Below are 17,623 nucleotides of genomic sequence, written 5' to 3' on the forward strand. Positions count from 1 at the left end.
GCGTGAGCGCGCTCAGGCCGCGGGCAGCGCGTCCTCGCCGGCCTGGCGGTAGAGCGCCTCGACGGCCTCGCCGTAGCGGTTGAGCACGCCGCGGCGCTTGAGCTTGAGCGAGGCGGTGAGCATGTCGTTGCCCACCGTGAAGTCCTCGCTCAGGAGCAGGAAGCGCTGCGGGCGCTCGTAGCCCTTGAAGCCGCGGCAGTGCTCGTTGATCTGCTCGCGGTAGAGCGCCTGCACCTCGGGGCGCTTGAGCAGCTCGGGGATGCTCGTGGTGTCGAGGCCCTTCTCCAGGGCCCACTTCTTCAGCGTGTCCAGGTCCACCACGATGAGCGCCACGTTGAAGGGCTTGTTCTGCCCGTGCACCATGGCGTTGGTGATGAAGGTGGAGAGCGCGAGCGCCTGCTCGATGGGCACCGGCACCACGTACTTGCCGTTCTCCAGCTTGTACTGCTCCTTGATGCGGCCGGTGATGTAGAGGAAGCCGTCCGGGTCCACGTAGCCCATGTCCCCGGTGCGGAAGCCCCCGTCGCCGGTGAACACCTTCGCGTTCTCCTCGGGCAGGTTGTAGTAGCCGAGCATCACGTTGTGCCCGTGCACCACCACCTCGCCCTGGCTCGCGTCGCCGGTGGCCGTGGTGTCGATGTCGATGCGCACGCCCGGCAGCGCCTTGCCCACCGAGCCGATCTTCCGGTTCCCCGGGAAGTTCGCGGTGGCAATGGGGCTGGTCTCGGTGAGGCCGTAGCCCTCGTAGACGGTGATGCCCAGGTTGTCGATGAACTCGGCCACCTCGCGCGCGATCGCCGCGCCGCCGCTGAAGGCGTACTTCATCCGGCCGCCGAAGCGCGCGCGCACCTTGCTGAACACGATGCGGTCCAGCACCGCGTGCTGCGCATCCAGCAGCGCGCTGCGCTTGCCCTTCAGCGCGAGCTCGCGCCGCTGCCCGGCCACGCTCAGCCCGTGGTGGAAGAGCGTGCGCGTCACCACCTTCTCGGTGGCCATGCGCTTCTGCAGCCCGTCGTAGATGCGGTTGAAGATGCGCGGCACGCTCATCAGCAGGGTGGGGCGCACCTCGCCGAGGTTGTCGATGATCTTCTCCACCGCCTCCGCGATGCCCATGGAGGCGCCCATGGACAGCAGCGCGTGCAGCTCCACCGTCTGCCCGAACACGTGCGCCCAGGGCAGGAAGGCGAGCGAGCGGTCCTCCTGGGTCATGGGGAAGATCTCGTGGATGGCGCTGACGTTGCGCGCGATGTTCGCGTGGCTGAGCATCACGCCCTTCGGGTTGCCCGTGGTGCCCGAGGTGTAGATGAGCCCGGCCAGCTCCGTGGGCTTCGGGTTCACCATGGGGCTCGGCGTCTCGGCGCCGCGGCGCAGGAGGCACGCGTACGCATCCTGCTCGCTCTCGCTGCCGGTGAAGCGCAGCACGTGCTCGAGCTTGGGCAGGGCGTCCTTCATCCCGCCCACTGTCTTCGCGATGGCGTCCGTGGCGCAGAACACCACCTTGGCGCCACAGTCCGCGAGGATGTACTGCCACTCCTTCGCCTGCTGCGACTCGTACATGGGCACGTACACCGCGCCGAGCGAGTAGCTCGCGTACGCACCCACCGCCCACTCGAGGCGGTTGTTGGAGATGACGGCCACGCGGTCCCCCGCGCCCACGCCCAGCTGCGCGAGCCCGCCGCGCAGGTCGTCCACCAGCTCCCCGAAGCGCGCGTACGTCGTCCACACCCAGGCACCGTTCTTCTTCTCCCCGAACAGCTCGCGGGCGGCGAAGGCGTGGGTGCTGCGCTTGAGGATGTCCACCAACGTCTGGAACTGCGGGCTCTGCATGGGCGGGGCTCCAGGCTCTCGAAGGGGGTTCACGGGAGGGGGCGCACTGTAACCGATTTCCCAGTCAGGCCGACCTCCCACCGTGCGTGCGCGACGCGGCGCTGGCAATGGCAGAGAGCAACCGCTACTACCCCGGGTGTGAGTGCGCCCAGGGTCGTCCCGCAGCCCCCCCCGTCTCCGGATCAGGTGCTCTCCGTGCGCTCGCTGCGCAAGCAGTACGGCGCCACCGAGGCCGTGAGTGAGGTCTCCTTCGAGGTGGGGCCCGGGGAGATCGTGGGCCTGCTCGGCCCCAACGGCGCCGGGAAGACCACCACCATCAACATGGTGCTCGGAGTGCTCGAGCCGAGCTCCGGGAGCATCCACATCGAGGGCGTGGACCTGGGGCGCGAGCGCTCGCGGGCGCTGCAGTGTACGAACTTCGCCGCGGTGTACGCCCCCCTGCCGGGCAACCTGACGGTGGTGCAGAACCTGCGCTTCTTCGGGCTCATCTACGGGGTGTGCGGGCTCTCCGCGCGCATCGAGGCGCTGCTGCAGCAGTTCGAGCTCACACGCTTCCGGGACACCAAGTGCGGCGTGCTCTCCTCGGGCGAGCAGACGCGGGTGGCGCTGGCCAAGGCGATGATCAACCGGCCGCGGCTGCTGCTCCTGGACGAGCCCACGGCCTCACTGGACCCTGCGACCGCGCGCGACATCCGCACCCGCATCCGGGACTTCGCCGCCGAGGGCAGCTCGGGCGTGCTGTGGACCTCGCACAACATGTACGAGGTGCAGGAGGTATGTGATCGCGTGCTCTTCCTCGCGCGCGGCCGCATCCTGCTCGAGGGTGACCCGCGCACGCTCCCGGCCGAGCACGGCAAGAGCTCGCTCGAGGAGCTGTTCATCACCGTGGCGCGCGAGCCGCTCGCGCTGGAGCAGGTGGGATGATGCGCCCGGGCCGCGCCTTCGCGATCGTGCTGCGCCAGCTGTACCTCATCCGGGGCAGCCTCAGCCGCGTCTTCCCGCTCTTCGTGTGGGTGGCGCTGGACGTGGTGCTCTGGGGCTACATCACGAAGTACCTCAACAGCGTTACCCACACCGGAAGCGGCGCGGGGCTGGACTTCGTGCCCGCGCTGCTGGGCGGGGTGCTGCTCTGGGACTTCCTCACCCGCGTGATGCAGGGCGTGACCATGGCCTTCTTCGAGGACGTGTGGTCGCGCAACTTCCTCAACATCTTCGCGACCCCGCTCTCCATCCCCGAGTACGTGGGGGGCCTCGTGCTCTCGAGCATCGGCACCAGCGCGGTGGGGCTCGTGGTGATGGGGGTGGTGGCGGTGGCGGTGTTCGGCCTCTCGCTGCTGTCGCTGGGCGCGCTGCTGGTGCCGCTCCTGCTCCTGCTCTTCCTCTTCGGCATCGCGCTGGGCATCGTGGGGGCGGCGGTGGTGCTGCGCCTCGGCCCTTCGGCCGAGTGGTTCGTGTGGCCCATCCCCGCAGTCATCTCCCCCTTCGTGGGCGTGTTCTACCCGGTGGCCACGCTGCCCGGCTGGATGCAGGCGGTGTCGCGCGCGCTGCCGCCCTCCTACGTCTTCGAGGCCCTGCGTGCGCACGTGCACGGGGGCAGCGTGCCCCTGGGTGCGCTCGCGTGGGGCGGGGCGCTGTCGCTCGTCTACCTGCTGCTCGCCTGTGCCTTCTTCACGCGCATCTTCCGCCACGCCGTGCGCACCGGGCTCATCGCCCGCTACAGCGCGGAGAGCGTGAGCTAGGCGCCGCCCCACCGCATGTTCAGCACGCGCTTCCTCCTGCCGTCGCTCGTCCTCACCCTGGCCGCATTCGCCGTGCTGCGGGTGCTCGCGCCGCGCTGGAGCCACGGGCGCTGCGGCCTGGGCTTCTGGGGCGCGGCGCTGCTGGGCCAGGTGGGCTGGCTGCTCGCGCTCGCGGACGTGAGCGGCCGCGCGATGGGGCCCCTGCAGCTGCTGGGGGCCGCGTGGCTCGCGGTCGTCGGCATCGTGGCGCTGGCGGGCATGCCCTTCGTGGTGGCGCTGGGGTTGGGGCGGGTGGTGCGCAGGTTGAGCCGGCGCACGCGGCTGCCGCTGGATCCCTCTCGCCGCCGCTTCCTCGAGGGCGCGCTGCCCGCCGGCGCGCTCGCGGTGGGGGTGGGTGGCAGCGTGCAGGTGCGACCCTTCGAGGTGCGCCGCGAGGAGGTGCGGCTGCCGGGCCTGCCCCACGCGCTCGACGGCTTTCGCATCGGCCAGCTCTCCGACCTGCACGTGGGCCCCTTCATCGACCCGGAGCACGTGCGGCGCGCCGTGAGGGCGCTGGACGAGGAGGGCGTGGACCTGCAGGTGATGACCGGGGACCTCATCGACGACATGGAGCTGCTGGCCCCCACCTTCGAGGCCCTCGAGTCCTGCGCCGCGCGCCACGGGATGCTCGCCATCCTGGGCAACCACGAGAAGTGGCGCGGACTCTCCGCCGTGCTCGGCGCGTATCGGGCCTGCGCTCCGCGCGGGCGGGTGCGGCTGCTGGTGGACGAGAGCGCGCTGCTCGAGCACGCGGGCGCGCGCCTCCGGGTGGTGGGCGTGGACTACCCCCTGGTCGGGAGGCACGAGCACGGGGAGGCGCAGCGCAGGCAGATGGCCACCTCGGCCGAGCGCGCGTTCGCCGGTGTACAGGCCGGCGAGACGCTGCTCTGCCTCTCGCACCACCCGGACTTCTTCCCCTTCGCCGCCGAGCGCGGCGCGCAGCTCACGCTCTCCGGCCACACGCACGGCGGGCAGGTGGGGCTGTTCCGGCTGCCCCTGTTCCGCTTCGCCTTCGAGCACATCCTGGGGCGCTACCGCCGCGGCGGCGCGCACCTCTACGTGTCCGCGGGCACCGGGCACTGGTTCCCGTTCCGCGTCGGCATCCCCACGGAGGTCACCGTGATCACCCTTCGGTCCGCCTGAGGACGCTTCGGCGGCAGCCTCTGTCGCCTTTCCGGGGGCGGCGCGCAGGGCCCCTGGAGTGGGAGCGGGGCGCTCGGGCAGCGTAGTGCGCGTGAAGCCTGCCCTTCGCCTCGCGCTGCCCCTTCTCCTGGCCGGCCTGGCCGCGTGCCGGCGCTCCGGCTCGGACGCCCAGCCCGCGCCCACGCCTGCGCCGGAAGCGCCGGCGCCCGCGGCGAGCGACGTCCCTCCCAGCGGCCCGCGAAAGCCCCTGCGGCCGCTCGAGTCGTTCGCGTCCATCCAGGACCCGGCCGAGCGGTCGCGGGCGCTCTTCCTCGAAGCCAGCCGCGTGATGCTCCACCCGCGCTGCTCGAACTGCCACCCCGCGGGGGACGTGCCCCACCAGGGGATGGAGTGGAAGCTTCACGACCCGCCCGTGGTGCGGGGCCCCGACGACCGCGGCGTGGTGGGGATGGAGTGCACCGGCTGCCACCAGGACCACAACCTCCCGCTCGCCCGCGTGCCGGGTGCGCCGAACTGGCACCTCGCTCCCCGCGAGATGGCGTGGGTGGGACGCACGCCGCACTCGCTGTGCGAGCAGCTCAAGGATCCCCAGCGCAACGGCGGGCGCACGCTCGCGCAGCTCGTCGAGCACAACGCCCACGACAAGCTCGTCGGCTGGGGCTGGGAGCCGGGCCACGGGCGGGAGCCCGCGCCGGGCACCCAGGAGGCGTTCGGCAAGCTCGTGCAGGCGTGGGTGGACACGGGGGCCCAGTGCCCGCCGGAGGAGGCAAAGCCGTGACGGTCCGCATCCGCATCAACGGCGTCGAGCGCGAGCTGGACGTAGACCCCGAGATGCCGCTGCTCTGGGCGCTGCGCGACGTGCTCGCGCTCACCGGCACCAAGTACGGCTGCGGCCAGGCGCTGTGCGGCGCGTGCACGGTGCACCTGGACGGCCAGGTGGTGCGCTCCTGCGTGACGCCGGTGGGCCGCGCCGCGGGCAAGGCGGTGACGACCATCGAGGGGCTCTCGCCGGACGGCAACCACCCCCTGCAGAAGGCCTGGGTGAACCTGGGCGTGCCCCAGTGCGGCTTCTGCCAGGCAGGGCAGATCATGACGGCTGCGGCGCTGCTCTCGCGCATCCCCAAGCCCACGGACGCACAGATCGAACAGTCGCTCGCCGGGAACCTCTGCCGCTGCGGCACCTACGGCCGCATCCGCGCTGCCATCAAGCAGGCGGCGGGCCTCGAGGGCGACGCGGGCGAGGAGAAGTCCCGGTGAGCGCGCGCGCAGGCCTCATCGCCCGCCGCACCTTCCTCGCCGGCCTCGGCCTCTCCGCCGCGGGGCTCTCGCTGGGCTTCTACCGGCAGCAGCCCCCGACGAACGAGCCCGCGGGCGGCGGGGACGAGAAGACCGCCACGAGCGCGCCCGAACAGGAGGCGAAGAGCGAGGGGCTCAACCCCAACGTGTTCGTACACGTGGCGCCGGACGGGCAGGTGACCATCGTGTGCCACCGCTCGGAGATGGGGCAGGGCATCCGCAGCTCGCTGCCGGTGCTGATCGCCGACGAGCTGGGCGCGGACATGGCGCACGTGCGCATCCGGCAGGCCGAGGGAGACAAGGCCTACGGCGACCAGAACACCGACGGCTCCAACAGCGTGCGCGGGCTCTACGAGGACATGCTCCGCGCCGGGGCCACCGCGCGCCAGATGCTGGTGGCCGAGGCGGCCGAGCGCTGGGGCGTGCGCCCCGAGAGCTGCGAGGCCCGCGACGGCGCCGTGGTGCACGCGGCGAGCAGGCGCAGCCTCGCCTTCGGCGCGCTCGCGGTCGCGGCCGGAAAGCGCCCGGTGCCCCCGCCCGAGGAGGTGCGCCTCCGCCCGCGCTCCCAGCTGCGAAACGTGGGCGGGCCGCTGCCGCTGGTAGATGGCCCCGCCTACGTGACGGGCAAGGCCGTGTACGGCGCGGACGTGCGGCTGCCCGGAATGCTCACCGCCGTCATCGCGCGCCCGCCCGTGGTGGGCTCGCGCCTGAACCGCTTCGACGCGCGGCGCGCGCTCGCCGTGCCGGGCGTGCGCAAGGTGCTCGCGCTCCCGGACCCGAAGCCGCCGTACGCCTTCCAGCCCTGGGGCGGCGTCGCGGTGCTCGCGGACAACACCTGGGCAGCGATGCGGGGGCGCGCGGCGCTGGGCATCGACTGGAGCAGCAGCGACAACGACACCTTCGACTCGGAGGCCTTCCGCAAGACGCTCTCCGAGTCGGTGGGCAAGAGCGGCAAGGTGCTGCGCAAGGTGGGGGACGCGGACGCGGCGCTCGCGCGCGCGGCGCGCGTGGTGGAGGCCGAGTACCACGTGCCGCACCTCGCCCACACGTCCATGGAGCCGCCCGCGGCCGTGGCGAAGGTGGAGGGCGGGCGCTGCGAGGTGTGGGCCTGTACCCAGAACCCGCAGGAGGCGCGCAGCGAGGCCGCGCGCGTGGCGGGCATCCCCGAGGAGCAGGTGCGCGTGAACGTCACCTTCCTGGGGGGCGGCTTCGGTCGCAAGTCCAAGGCGGACTTCGTCGCCGAGGCCGTGTTCCTCGCGAAGGAGGCAGGCGTCCCGGTGCGCGTGCAGTGGACGCGCGAGGACGACGTGCAGCACGACTACTACAACACGGTGAGCACCCAGCGCCTCAGCGCGGGGCTCGATGCGCAGAACAAGGTGGTGGCCTGGCGCCACCGCACGGCCTTCCCGCCCATCGGCACCACCTTCGGTGGGCCGGGGCAGCCGAGCGCGGGAGACCTGCAGCAGGGCGTGCTCGACCTCGCGCTCGCGGTGCCCAACGTGAGCGCCGAGGGGTGCGCCGCGGAGCCGCACACGCGCATCGGCTGGCTGCGCTCCGTGTACAACATCTTCCAGGCCTTCTCGATCGGCTCCTTCGTGGACGAGCTCGCCCACGCCCGCGGGGCAGACCCGCGCGCCCAGTGGCTCGAGCTGCTCGGGCCGCCGCGCAAGGCGTCGCTCGCGGAGCTCGGCATCCCGAAGCTGCCCAACTACGGCCTGCCGCTCGAGCAGCACCCGGTGGACGTGGGGCGGCTGCGCCACGTCATCGAGCGCGTCACGGAGCTCTCGCGCTGGGATGCGCGCAAGGCCGAGGGCCGCAGTCTGGGGCTCGCTGCCCACCGCAGCTTCGTGAGCTACGTGGCGGCGGTCGTCTCCGTGGTGCGTGGGCCCGACGAGCGGCTGCACGTGGATGAAGTATGGGTGGTGGCGGACGCGGGCACCGTGCTCAACCCGGACCGCGTGCGCGCGCAGATGGAGGGCTCGGTCATCTTCGGGATGAGCCTCGCGCTCTTCGGCGGCATCACCCTGATGAAGGGCGCGGTGCAGCAGTCGAACTTCCGCGACTACCGGCTCGTGCGCATCGGCGAGGCGCCGCGCAAGACGCACGTGGAGCTGGTGCGCAGCGAGCTGCCGCCGGGCGGGGTGGGGGAGCCGGGCGTGCCGCCCATCGCCCCTGCGCTCGCCAATGCGCTCTTCGCGCTCACCGGGACGCGCGTGCGCGAGCTGCCCCTCATGCAGAAGCTGAAGGTGTGAGCGGGGTGCCGGCGGCGGCGGCGCTGGTGCTCGCCGCAGGCGCGGGACGGCGCATGGGCGGGCCCAAGGCGGTCCTGTGCGTGGAGGGGCTGCCCCTCGTGGCGCAGCACGTGGCGCGGCTCGCCGAGGTGGGGTGCTCTCCGGTGGTCGTCGTGGTGCCGCCGCAGGTACACGGGCAGGTCGCGCAGGTGCTGGCGTCGTGGCCGTACGTGAGGCTCGTCGCGGCGGAGACGGCGTCGCAGGCGCACACGCTCGCCGTGGCTGCGCGGGAGTTGGGACCCGAGCCCGCGTGTGAGCGCGTCGTCGTCACGCCTGTGGACCTGGTGCCCGCACGGGTCGAGACGCTGCTAGCGCTGCTCGGAGCGGTGATGGGTGAGGTTCTATGCGCGAGCCCGACCTACCGAGGGCAGGGCGGGCATCCCGTGGTGCTTCGCGCAGCGTTGCTCGAGGCGTACCTCGGGGCGGGGGAGCCTCCGCCCTTGCGCGACGTGCTCGAGGCGGCGGAGCAGGGGCGCGTGCGGCTGGAGGTGGAGGACCCTGCGGTCGCTCGTGACTTCGACACCGCGGAGGAGCTGCTGCGGGCGACGGGGAGGGGGCCCACGTTCTGGGCGCGCCGGGTGCGCTGAGGCGCGGCGGCCGTCCCTCACCCCGACCCGCTCCCAGGGGAAGAGGGGACCTTCACGCGGTCTCTCTGTGGACGACGGAGGGCGGGGTGGCCTCGGCGCCCCGGGCGTAGTGCACCTGGAGCAGCTGCGCGGCGATGCTGATCGCCACCTCCTGCGGCGCCTTGCCGCCCGTGTCGACTCCCACCGGGCAGTGCACGCGCTCGAGCGCCTCGGGGGCCATGCCACGCAGCGTGAGCCGCTGGCGGAAGCGGGCCCACTTGCTGCGGCTGCCGATGAGCCCGATGAAGCGCGTGGGGCGCCCGAGCACGTGGGCGATGATCTCCTGGTCCAGGTCATGCCGGTGCGTCATCACCAGCACGTAGCGCGAGTGCTCGCTCCAACGCGCGCCGTCACAGAACTCGTCCCACGCGACATGGTGCCGGCGCACCGGGGCGGGCAGCGACGGCGCTTCCACCCACTCCGCGCGCTCGTCCACCAGGTCCACAGAGAAGGGCGTCCCCTGCAGCACCTGGCACAGCGCCTGCGCCACGTGGCCCGCCCCGAAGAGCGCGAGGCGCGGGCCCACGTTCATCGGCTCCACGAACACGTCCATCACCCCTCCACAGCACTGGGCCAGCTTCGTGCCGAGCGGATAGCGGTGCAGGCGCGCCTCCCCGCTGCGCAAGGTGGCGCGCGCGTCCTCGAGCACGCACTGCTCCAGGTGGCCTCCACCGATGGTCCCGAAGAAGCGGCCGTCCTCCAGCACCAGCATGCGGGCCCCGCGCTCGCGCGGCGTGGAGCCCTTGCAGTCCACCACCGTGGCCACCGCCACCGGGAGCCCCGCTCCGGTCAGCTCGGTGAGCTTCGTCAGCCAGTCCCACATGCGTCCGAGCTTGCCCCAGCGCCTCCCAGGCCGACAGCCGCAGCCCCTGCGGAGTGTGGCACTGTCAGCAGCGCCGTGAGCGCCGTCCCCCTCCTCGAGCTCCTGACGCCTTTCGAACCGCAGCCCGCGCGCAGCGAGCTCCCCGTTCGCTTCGAGAACCCCTTCCGTCCGGGCCCGCCCGCACCGCTGGTGCGCAGGGCCGCAGAGACGCTGCAGGAGCGCCTGCGGCAGGGCGCAGTTCCGGTGGACCTCGGCGAGCTGCAGAAGCCCGGGGGCGGCAAGATGTTCGGCGTACTCGTCGTGGCGACGCCCGACGGGCAGGTGGGCTCCCTCAGCGCCTTCTCCGGAATGCTCGCGGGCCGCTGGCAGGTGGAGGGCTTCGTGCCGCCCGTCTTCGAGGGGGCCGCTCGCGACGCCTTCTGGCCCGCGGCCGAGGCGGAGCTGGATGCGCTCGGCGAGCGCCATGCCGTGCTCTCCCGGGACGCCACGGCGATGCGCGAGCGGCTCGAAGCACTCACGCGCGCGCAAAAGGCAGAGGCCCGGGCGCTGCGAGACGGCCATGTCGAAGCGCGCAGGCACCTGCGGGGCCCGGAGGCGCGGACGGCGCGCGCATACGAGGCCGAGGAGGGGGCGCGCCTCGAGGTGGCCCACGCAGCGCAGCGTGCTCCCGTGGAGGCTCCCCTGCAGGCGCTCGACGCCGAGCGCCGGGCCCTCGAGCACCTGCGCGCCGAGCGCTCCCGGACCCTGTGGCGCCAGCTCGCGGACACCTACCTTCTGTCCAACGCGCGCAGCGAGACGCGCCGCCTCGGAAGCCTCTTCGCCCCCGAGCCGCCTCCCGGCGGCGCGGGCGACTGCGCGGCCCCGAAGCTCCTCGCCTTCGCCTACCGCCACGGGCTGCGTCCCCTCGGGCTCGCCGAGTTCTGGTGGGGCGCGGACGCGGCGGGTGCAGAGCGCCGGCAGGGCGACTACTCCCCGGCGTGCGAGGCCAAGTGCGGCCGCGTGCTGCCCTTCATGCTGGAGGGGCTCCACGTGACGCCCGGCCCCGCGGCGCGGGAGCGGCCTCCAGAGCAGCTCGCCGTGCTCTACGAGGACGCGGCGCTGCTGGTGCTCGACAAGCCGCGGGGCCTCGCGTCCGAGCCGCCACGCCATGCCCCCACCCGCGACTCGGTGCTGGTGCGGCTGCGGAAGGACCGCTCCCCGGGGGACGCCCTGCAGGTGGTGCAGGCGATGGATGCGGAGAGCTCGGGCCTGCTCCTCGTCGCGAAGGACGAGGCGGCCCACCTCGCCCTGCGGCGTCAGCTCGCACGGCGCGAGGCGCAGCTGCAGTGGGAGGCGTGGCTGGAGGGGACGCTGGAAGGGGACTCGGGGACCGTGGCGCTGCCCCTCGGGGCGGCCCCGAAGGCGAAGGGCCGTCCCGCGCTCACCGAGTGGCATGTTGCCGAGCGGACGGATGGCCGCACGCGGGTGCTCTTCACTGCGCGCAGCACGCACCCACACCAGCTGCGCGTGCACGCCGCCCAGGGGCTCGGGGCCCCCGTCGTGGGAGACCGCCTCTACGGGCGGGGCGGAGAGCGCCTGCTGCTCCACGCCCGAATGCTGCACTGCGTCCACCCACACACGGGCGAGCCGCTGCGCTTCGAGTGCCCACCACCGTTCTGAAGCTTTGGTATGAGCAGCCCCATGAGCATCACGCTGGCGGACATCCAGGACGCGCGTCGCACGCTGCACGGCATCGTCATCACCACCCCGGTGCTCCCGGACGAGCGCATCTCGCAGGAGCTGGGTGCGCACATCTTCCTCAAGGCCGAGTGCACCCAGCGCGCGGGCTCGTTCAAGATCCGCGGCGCCTACAACAAGATGAAGCACCTGACGGCGGAGGAGCGCGCCCGCGGCGTCATCGCCCACTCGGCGGGCAACCACGCGCAGGGCGTGGCGCTCGCGGCGAAGCTGCTGGGCATCCCCGCCACCATCGTGATGCCCGAGCGCGCGCCCCTCACGAAGGTGACGGCCACGCGCCGCTACGGCGCGGAGGTCATCCTGCACGGGGCCACCTTCGACGACGCCGGCGTGCGCGCGCGCCAGCTTCAGGAGGAGCGCGGGCTCACCTACGTGCACGCCTTCAACGATCCGCGCACCATCGCGGGGCAGGGCACGATCGGCATGGAGCTGGTGGATGCGCTGCCGGAGATGAACGTGCTGGTGGTGCCCATCGGCGGCGGCGGGCTCATCGGCGGCATCGCCACGGCGGTGAAGGCGCTCATGCCCTCGGTGCGCATCGTGGGCGTGCAGGCGGCCGGCTGCAGCCCGGTGCAGGCCTCGCTCAGCGCAGGGGAGCCGGTGACCTTCCACAAGGCGCGCACCATCGCGGACGGCATCGCGGTGAAGCGCCCCGGCGACCTCACGCTGCCCATCATCCAGAAGCTGGTGGACGACGTGGTGACGGTGGACGAGGAAGAGATCGCCCGCGGCATCGCGCACGTGGTGCAGAACGCCCACATGGTAGTGGAGGGCGCGGGGGCGGCGGGCGTCGCGGCGCTGCTGGCAGGGAAGGTGACGGTGCGCCCCGGCGACACGGTGTGCGCCGTGATGGGCGGCGGCAACATCGACGGCAACCTGCTCGCGCGCGTCATCGAGCAGGTGATGGTGAAGCAGGGCCGCTACCTGCTCTTGCGCACCTCGGTGGACGATCGCCCCGGAAACCTGGCCCCGCTCATCGAGCGCTGCGCGCGCGCGGGCGCGAACGTGATCGACATCTTCCACCGCCGCGCCATGTGGCTCGCACCGGTGGACCGCGTGGGCATCGAGCTGGTGCTCGAGGTGCGCGACGAGGAGCACGGCCGCGAGGTGATGAAGAACCTCGCGGAGGCCGGCTACCACATGGAGCGCGAGGGCCGCGAGCAGTGGCCCGAGTGAGCTGCTAGGGCAGGTCGCGGTGGGTGAAGCGGCGCCCGGTGGGGCCGTAGTCGCTCGCCACCTGTCCCTCTCCGCGCAGGAGCCAGCGATAGGTGAGCAGCCCCTCCACGCCGACGGGCCCGCGCGCGTGCAGCTTCTCCGTGCTGATGCCGACCTCCGCGCCCAGCCCGTAGCGGAAGCCGTCCGCGAAGCGGGTGCTCGCGTTGTGGAACACGCTGCCGGCGTCGACCTCGGCGAGGAAGCGGGCGGCCGCCCGAGCGTCCTGCGTGACGATGGCCTCCGTGTGCCGCGAGCCGTGCTGCGCGATGTGCGCGAGCGCCTCGTCCAGCCCGCTCACGCAGCGCAGCGAGAGCACCAGGGCGCTGTACTCGGTGTCCCAGTCCGCGTCCGTCGCCTCCTTCAGGGCAGGGTGACGCGCGCGGGTGGCCGCATCCGCGCGCAGCTCCACGCCGGCCGCGGCGAGCACCTGCACGCAGGCCGCGAGCGCGCCTTCTGCTCCGGGTTCCCAGAGCAGCGTCTCGATGCTGTTGCAGGCCGCCGGGTAGCTGCACTTCGCGTCCAGGGCGAGGCGCGCGGCCATCCCGGGCTCGGCGCCCGCGTGCAGGTACAGGTGGCACAGCCCGTCCGCGTGGGCGAGCACCGGCATCCGGGCGAGCGCGCGCACGTGCCGCACGAACTCGCTGCCGCCGCGCGCCACCACCAGGTCTACGCCGCGCTCGAGCGCGAGCAGCGCATCCACCGCGGCCCGGTCCTCGAGCAGCACCACCGCCTCGCGCGGGACGCCGTGGGCTTCGAGCACCTCGTGCACGCAGGCGGTGAGGGCGCGGTTGGTCTCCAGTGCCTCCTTGCCCCCCTTGAGCAGCACCGCGTTGGCGCTGCGCAGGGCGAGGCTCACGATCTGCACGAGCGCGTCCGGCCGCGACTCGAACACCACCCCCAGCACCCCGAGCGGGCAGCTCACCCGCTGCAGCACGAGCCCCGTGTCCAGCTCGCGGTGCACCTGCACGCGGCCGACGAGGTCCTCCTGCGCCGCGAGCTGCCGCAGCCCCTCGCAGAGGCCCTGCAGCTTCGCGCCGTCCAGCACCAGCCGCTTCACCAGCGCAGGAGCGAGCGTGCCGCGCGCCTCGGCCTCGCGCGCGCGGGCGACGTCGCGCGCGTTGGCCTCGAGGATGGAGGCGCGGGCCTCGGGCCGCTCCAGCACCTGCGCGAGCGCCGAGAGCAGGGCGGCGCGCTCCTCGCCCGTGCGGGCGATCAGCTGCTGCCCCGCGGCACGGGCCGCGTGCGCCGTGCGCTCCAGCTCTCCCTTCAGGTCCACCTTGGCCTCCGTGCCGCTCATCCGAGCACCAGGTTGTCGCGGGTCACCAGCGCGTCGTAGCCGCGCCAGCCGAGCACGGAGGCGATGTCCTCGCTGTGCCGGCCCTGCAGCGCCCGACAGGCCGCTGCGGGGTAGTTCACCAGCCCGCGGCCGAGCACCCGGCCGCTGCCATCGCGCACCTCCACCACGTCCCCCTTGGCGAAGTCTCCCTCCACCGCCGTCACGCCCACCGGCAGCAGCGAGGCCTTGCGCTCGAGCAGCGCGCGCACCGCGCCGTCGCTGATGACGAGGGCGCCCTGCTGGCGCCCGGAGACCGCGATGTGCCGCCAGCGCGCCCCGCGCCGCTGCGCTGCGACGAGCGTGCCCACGGCCTCGCCCGCGAGCGCGCGCTCGAGCACCCGCGGCGCCGCGCCGCTCGCGATGAGCACCGCCGTGCCCTCCGCCGAGGCGAGGCGCGCTGCCTCCAGCTTGCTGGACATGCCGCCGGTGCCGCCCGCCGAGCCACCCCCCGCCATGGCGAGCGCGGTGTCGTCCACGCGCGAGAGCTCGCGCACCAGCTGCGCCGAGGGGTCGGTGGCAGGGTTCGCCGTGTAGAGGCCCTCCACGTCGGTGAGCAGCACGAGGAGGTCCGCGTCCAGGCTGCTCGCCACGCGCGCGGAGAGGCCGTCGTTGTCGCCAAACGTCGTGACCACCTCCGCGCCCGCTGCGGCGCCCTCCTGGCTGCGCTGGTACTCCACCAGCTCGCGCACGCTCACGCTGTCGTTCTCGTTGAGCACGGGGATGACGCCCAGGCCCAGCAGGCGCATCAGCGTGGTGCGCAGGCACAGGGCGCGGTCGCGGTCCGCGAGGTCCCCTTGCGTGAGCAGCACCTGCGCCGCGACCACGCCCAGCTGGGTGAAGGCCTGGGTGTAGACGGCCATCAGGTGCCCCTGGCCCACGGCAGCGCAGGCCTGGCGCAGCCCGAGCGAGCGCGGACGCTCGGTGAGCCCCAGCACCCGCCGCCCCATGCCCACCGCGCCGCTGGAGACGAGCACCACCTCGCGCCCCGCCTTGCGCAGCCGCGCGAGGCTCTCCACCAGCCCCATCAGCCGCCCCAGCGCGAGCTCCACACCGTCGTGGGTCACCACCTGCGTCCCCAGCTTCACCACGATGCGGTGCGCGTCCCTCAGCTGCTCGCGTGCTGTTAACATGGCGCCTCTCTAGCACGCGGGCACAGGTGCCCCGAGTGGACGTCGGCACGAGCCTTCTGTCCTCGCTGAAGAGTTGGAGGGGGACATGCTCGACGGGAACTGGAAGCTTGCGATCCTGGGCTGCGGCACGCTCGGGGAGGCCATCCTCAAGGGGTTGTTTCGCGCAGGGAGGGTGACGCCCGCGCAGGTGACGGTGACGGCGCGCCGGCCCGAGGTGGCGGAGGCGCTGCGCAGGCGCCACGAGGTCTCGGCCACCACGGACAACCTGCAGGCCGCGCGCGGCGCGGACGTGGTGCTGGTGGCGCTCAAGCCGCAGCAGCTCGCGGCGGTGCTGGGCACCGAGCCGATGCGCGAGGCGCTCGCGGGAAAGCTCGTCGTCAGCGTGGCGGCGGGCGTACGGCTCGAGCAGCTGCGCGGCTGGCTGCCGCAGAGCGCGCTCATCCGCGCCATGCCCAACACGCCGGCGCTCATCGGCGAGGGGATGACGGTCATCGCGCGCGACACGGGCGTCACCGACGCGCACGCGGAGGTGGCGATGGAGATCTTCCGCGCGGTGGGCCGCTGCCTCGAGCTCGAGGACAAGCACATGGACGCGGTGACCAGCCTCAACTCGAGCGGCCCCGCGTTCGCCTACGTCATCCTCGAGGCGCTCGCGGACGGTGGGGTGATGATGGGGCTGCGCCGTGACATCGCCATCCAGATCGCCGCGCAGATGTTCCAGGGCTCGGCGCGCATGGTGCTCGAGGCCGGGCTGCACCCGGCCGCCCTGCGCGACCAGGTGACCACGCCGGCCGGCTGCACCATCGCGGGGCTGCTCACCATGGAGGACGGGCGCATCCGCTCGGTGCTCGCGCGAACCATCGAGGAGTGCACGCGGGTAGCAGGCAGGCTCGGCCAGAAGTAGGCGGCCAAGCTCGCAGCGTGGGGCGCGCATGTGCCGGGAGGTGCGGGCGCGCGCACCTCTGCGCAGGCGGAGCCCTGCCCACATTCCCCTCGGGAACAGGGGCCCGGATAATGCCGCGCTCCGATGCTCCGCGGTGGAGCACGCGCAAGCTGCCGTCGCTCCACGCGAAGCGCGTGTCGACGGGTCCGAGGTCCGAACGTTGTCACAGCCGTACCGTCCCGAGGCGCAGCGCCTCTGCACCCGCAGCACCGTCCTCTGCCTCCTGCTCGGCGCGGCCCTGGCGTCTGCCGCGGCCTCGGCCTCCGCCCCGGGGACCTCCGAGCGCGACCCGCGCCTCTCGGTCGCGCCGGACGCTCCCTTCGTCCTGCGCTCGGTGGGTGGCGTGCAGCGCATCGCGGGGCTCACCGGCGTGGGCTCGCCCAACGCCACGGAGCGTTACGGCATCGAGGGGACCGACCTCGGCTCCATGTTCTCCTTCGGCGGCCGCACCTGGTTCGTCTTCGGCGACACCTTCGGCAAGCGCGAGAAGGGGAGCATCGGGGCGGGCGGCGCGCAGTGGCGCTCCAACACCATCGCGTACACGCGCGACACGGACCCCACCGACGGCATCACCTTCGACGGGATGCTCGTGGACGGGCGCGGCAGGGCCCGGCAGCTGGTGCCCTCCAAGAAGGTGGACGGCGACGAGATGACCGTCATCCCTACCCACGGCTTCGCCGCGGGGGACACCATGTACCTGCACTGGATGTCGGTGCGGCACTGGGGCAAGCCCGGCGAGTGGGAGACGAACTTCGCGGGGCTCGCGAAGTCCACCGACGAGGGGCGCACCTGGACGGTGCTGGACGCGCCGCGCTGGGGCGGTGAGAGCAGCTTCGTGCAGGTGGCGCCTGCCACCGTGCGCGAGGACGGGGCGGACTGGCTCTACTTCTGGGGCACCACGCACGGGCGCTTCGGCGGCGTGTCGCTGATGAAGGTGCCGGCCTCGCAGGTCGAGTCGCCCGCGGCCTACCGCTACTTCCAGGGGACGGACGCGAAGGGCGCCCCCCGCTGGAGCGCGAGCCAGGCCCAGGCCCGGCGCGTCGTGGACGACACCACCGGGGAGCTCTCGGTGGTGTGGAACGCGTACCTCGGCCACTGGCTGATGAGCTACCTCAAGGAGGGCACGGGCATCGTGATGCGCGAGGGGCTCGCGCCGTGGGGGCCCTGGGGCCCCGCGGTGAAGGTGCTCGACGCGGCCGACGCCCCGGGCGCCTACGCGCCCTTCATGGCCGAGCAGTACGTGCGCGACGGCGGCCGCACCGTGTACTTCTCCCTGTCCGCGTGGGGGCCCTACAACGTCTCCTGGTACAAGGCGGAGCTCACGCGGGCGGACGGCGCCTCGGCCTCTCCCGAGGTCGTGAAGCGCGAGCCCACCGGGCCGCAGCCGCTCGCGCGCGAGGTGCTCTGAGCCCGCCTGGGGGCCGGAGGGCCGGGGCCTGTCCCGGCGAGCGCCCGCCAGCGGACGGGCGGCGATAAGG

The 17,623-nt window shown here is 73.1% G+C and carries 15 protein-coding genes; 11 read left to right on the forward strand and 4 right to left on the reverse strand.

Translation table 11 applies throughout. The annotated features are described in order from the left end of the window. Positions 1–12: 12 nt before the first annotated feature. Positions 13–1,827, reverse strand: a complete 1,815-nt coding sequence (locus FGE12_RS24580) for a long-chain fatty acid--CoA ligase (protein WP_153869026.1) — start codon at positions 1,825–1,827, stop codon at positions 13–15. A 186-nt stretch (positions 1,828–2,013) separates the two neighbouring features. Between FGE12_RS24580 and FGE12_RS24585 the strand changes: the two genes are divergently transcribed. The 7 genes from FGE12_RS24585 to FGE12_RS24615 all read left to right on the forward strand — a co-directional run bounded on the left by FGE12_RS24585 (position 2,014) and on the right by FGE12_RS24615 (position 8,922). Further along, positions 2,014–2,751: an ABC transporter ATP-binding protein gene (locus FGE12_RS24585; RefSeq protein WP_370459135.1), complete on the forward strand. Its 738-nt coding sequence runs from the start codon at positions 2,014–2,016 to the stop codon at positions 2,749–2,751. Further along, positions 2,751–3,566 (forward strand): ABC transporter permease, encoded by an 816-nt coding sequence (locus FGE12_RS24590; RefSeq protein WP_153869074.1) that lies wholly within the window; start codon positions 2,751–2,753, stop codon positions 3,564–3,566. Before FGE12_RS24585 ends, FGE12_RS24590 begins: the two co-directional genes overlap by 1 nt. Positions 3,567–3,581: 15 nt before the next feature. Next, positions 3,582–4,748 (forward strand): metallophosphoesterase, encoded by a 1,167-nt coding sequence (locus FGE12_RS24595; RefSeq protein WP_153869027.1) that lies wholly within the window; start codon positions 3,582–3,584, stop codon positions 4,746–4,748. Between the two features lie 91 nt (positions 4,749–4,839). After that, on the forward strand, positions 4,840–5,526 hold the full coding sequence (locus FGE12_RS24600; protein WP_194798237.1) for an Isoquinoline 1-oxidoreductase subunit: 687 nt from the start codon (positions 4,840–4,842) through the stop codon (positions 5,524–5,526). Next, the gene (locus FGE12_RS24605) at positions 5,523–6,005 is read left to right on the forward strand and encodes a (2Fe-2S)-binding protein (RefSeq protein WP_194798238.1); all 483 of its coding nucleotides are present in this window, start codon (positions 5,523–5,525) and stop codon (positions 6,003–6,005) included. Before FGE12_RS24600 ends, FGE12_RS24605 begins: the two co-directional genes overlap by 4 nt. Then, entirely contained in the window at positions 6,002–8,296 is a 2,295-nt protein-coding gene (locus FGE12_RS24610) for a molybdopterin cofactor-binding domain-containing protein (protein ID WP_194798239.1), read from the forward strand. Before FGE12_RS24605 ends, FGE12_RS24610 begins: the two co-directional genes overlap by 4 nt. Beyond that, the gene (locus tag FGE12_RS24615; RefSeq protein ID WP_153869028.1) at positions 8,293–8,922 is read left to right on the forward strand and encodes an NTP transferase domain-containing protein; all 630 of its coding nucleotides are present in this window, start codon (positions 8,293–8,295) and stop codon (positions 8,920–8,922) included. Before FGE12_RS24610 ends, FGE12_RS24615 begins: the two co-directional genes overlap by 4 nt. A 52-nt stretch (positions 8,923–8,974) precedes the next feature. Here the strand turns inward: FGE12_RS24615 and xdhC are convergent, their stop codons facing one another. Further along, complete coding sequence (gene xdhC / locus FGE12_RS24620; RefSeq protein ID WP_153869029.1) at positions 8,975–9,784, reverse strand: xanthine dehydrogenase accessory protein XdhC; 810 nt, start codon at positions 9,782–9,784, stop codon at positions 8,975–8,977. A gap of 75 nt (positions 9,785–9,859) precedes the next feature. Here xdhC and FGE12_RS24625 point away from each other — a divergent pair, with 75 nt between their 5' ends. After that, a complete protein-coding gene (locus FGE12_RS24625; RefSeq protein ID WP_370459136.1) occupies positions 9,860–11,443 on the forward strand; it encodes a pseudouridine synthase in 1,584 nt (527 codons plus the stop codon). Between the two features lie 21 nt (positions 11,444–11,464). Beyond that, positions 11,465–12,697, forward strand: coding sequence for a threonine ammonia-lyase (gene ilvA / locus FGE12_RS24630; protein WP_153869030.1), 1,233 nt, complete (start codon positions 11,465–11,467; stop codon positions 12,695–12,697). A 4-nt stretch (positions 12,698–12,701) separates the two neighbouring features. Here ilvA and FGE12_RS24635 read toward each other — a convergent pair whose 3' ends face one another. Together FGE12_RS24635 and proB are read right to left on the reverse strand one after the other, a co-directional pair. Then, on the reverse strand, positions 12,702–14,033 hold the full coding sequence (locus tag FGE12_RS24635; protein ID WP_153869031.1) for a glutamate-5-semialdehyde dehydrogenase: 1,332 nt from the start codon (positions 14,031–14,033) through the stop codon (positions 12,702–12,704). Further along, positions 14,030–15,202 carry a glutamate 5-kinase gene (gene proB / locus FGE12_RS24640; RefSeq protein ID WP_153869032.1) on the reverse strand — a complete coding sequence of 391 codons (1,173 nt, stop codon included), beginning with the start codon at positions 15,200–15,202 and terminating at the stop codon, positions 14,030–14,032. The genes FGE12_RS24635 and proB overlap by 4 nt, the downstream gene beginning before the upstream one ends. A gap of 85 nt (positions 15,203–15,287) precedes the next feature. Between proB and proC the strand changes: the two genes are divergently transcribed. Together proC and FGE12_RS24650 are read left to right on the forward strand one after the other, a co-directional pair. Then, positions 15,288–16,106, forward strand: a complete 819-nt coding sequence (proC, locus tag FGE12_RS24645) for a pyrroline-5-carboxylate reductase (RefSeq protein WP_153869033.1) — start codon at positions 15,288–15,290, stop codon at positions 16,104–16,106. A 199-nt stretch (positions 16,107–16,305) separates the two neighbouring features. Further along, positions 16,306–17,553 (forward strand): DUF4185 domain-containing protein, encoded by a 1,248-nt coding sequence (locus FGE12_RS24650; RefSeq protein WP_228531062.1) that lies wholly within the window; start codon positions 16,306–16,308, stop codon positions 17,551–17,553. The last annotated feature ends 70 nt before the right edge of the window (positions 17,554–17,623 follow it).

Source organism: Aggregicoccus sp. 17bor-14 (assembly GCF_009659535.1).
Taxonomy (GTDB): Bacteria; Myxococcota; Myxococcia; order Myxococcales; family Myxococcaceae; genus Aggregicoccus.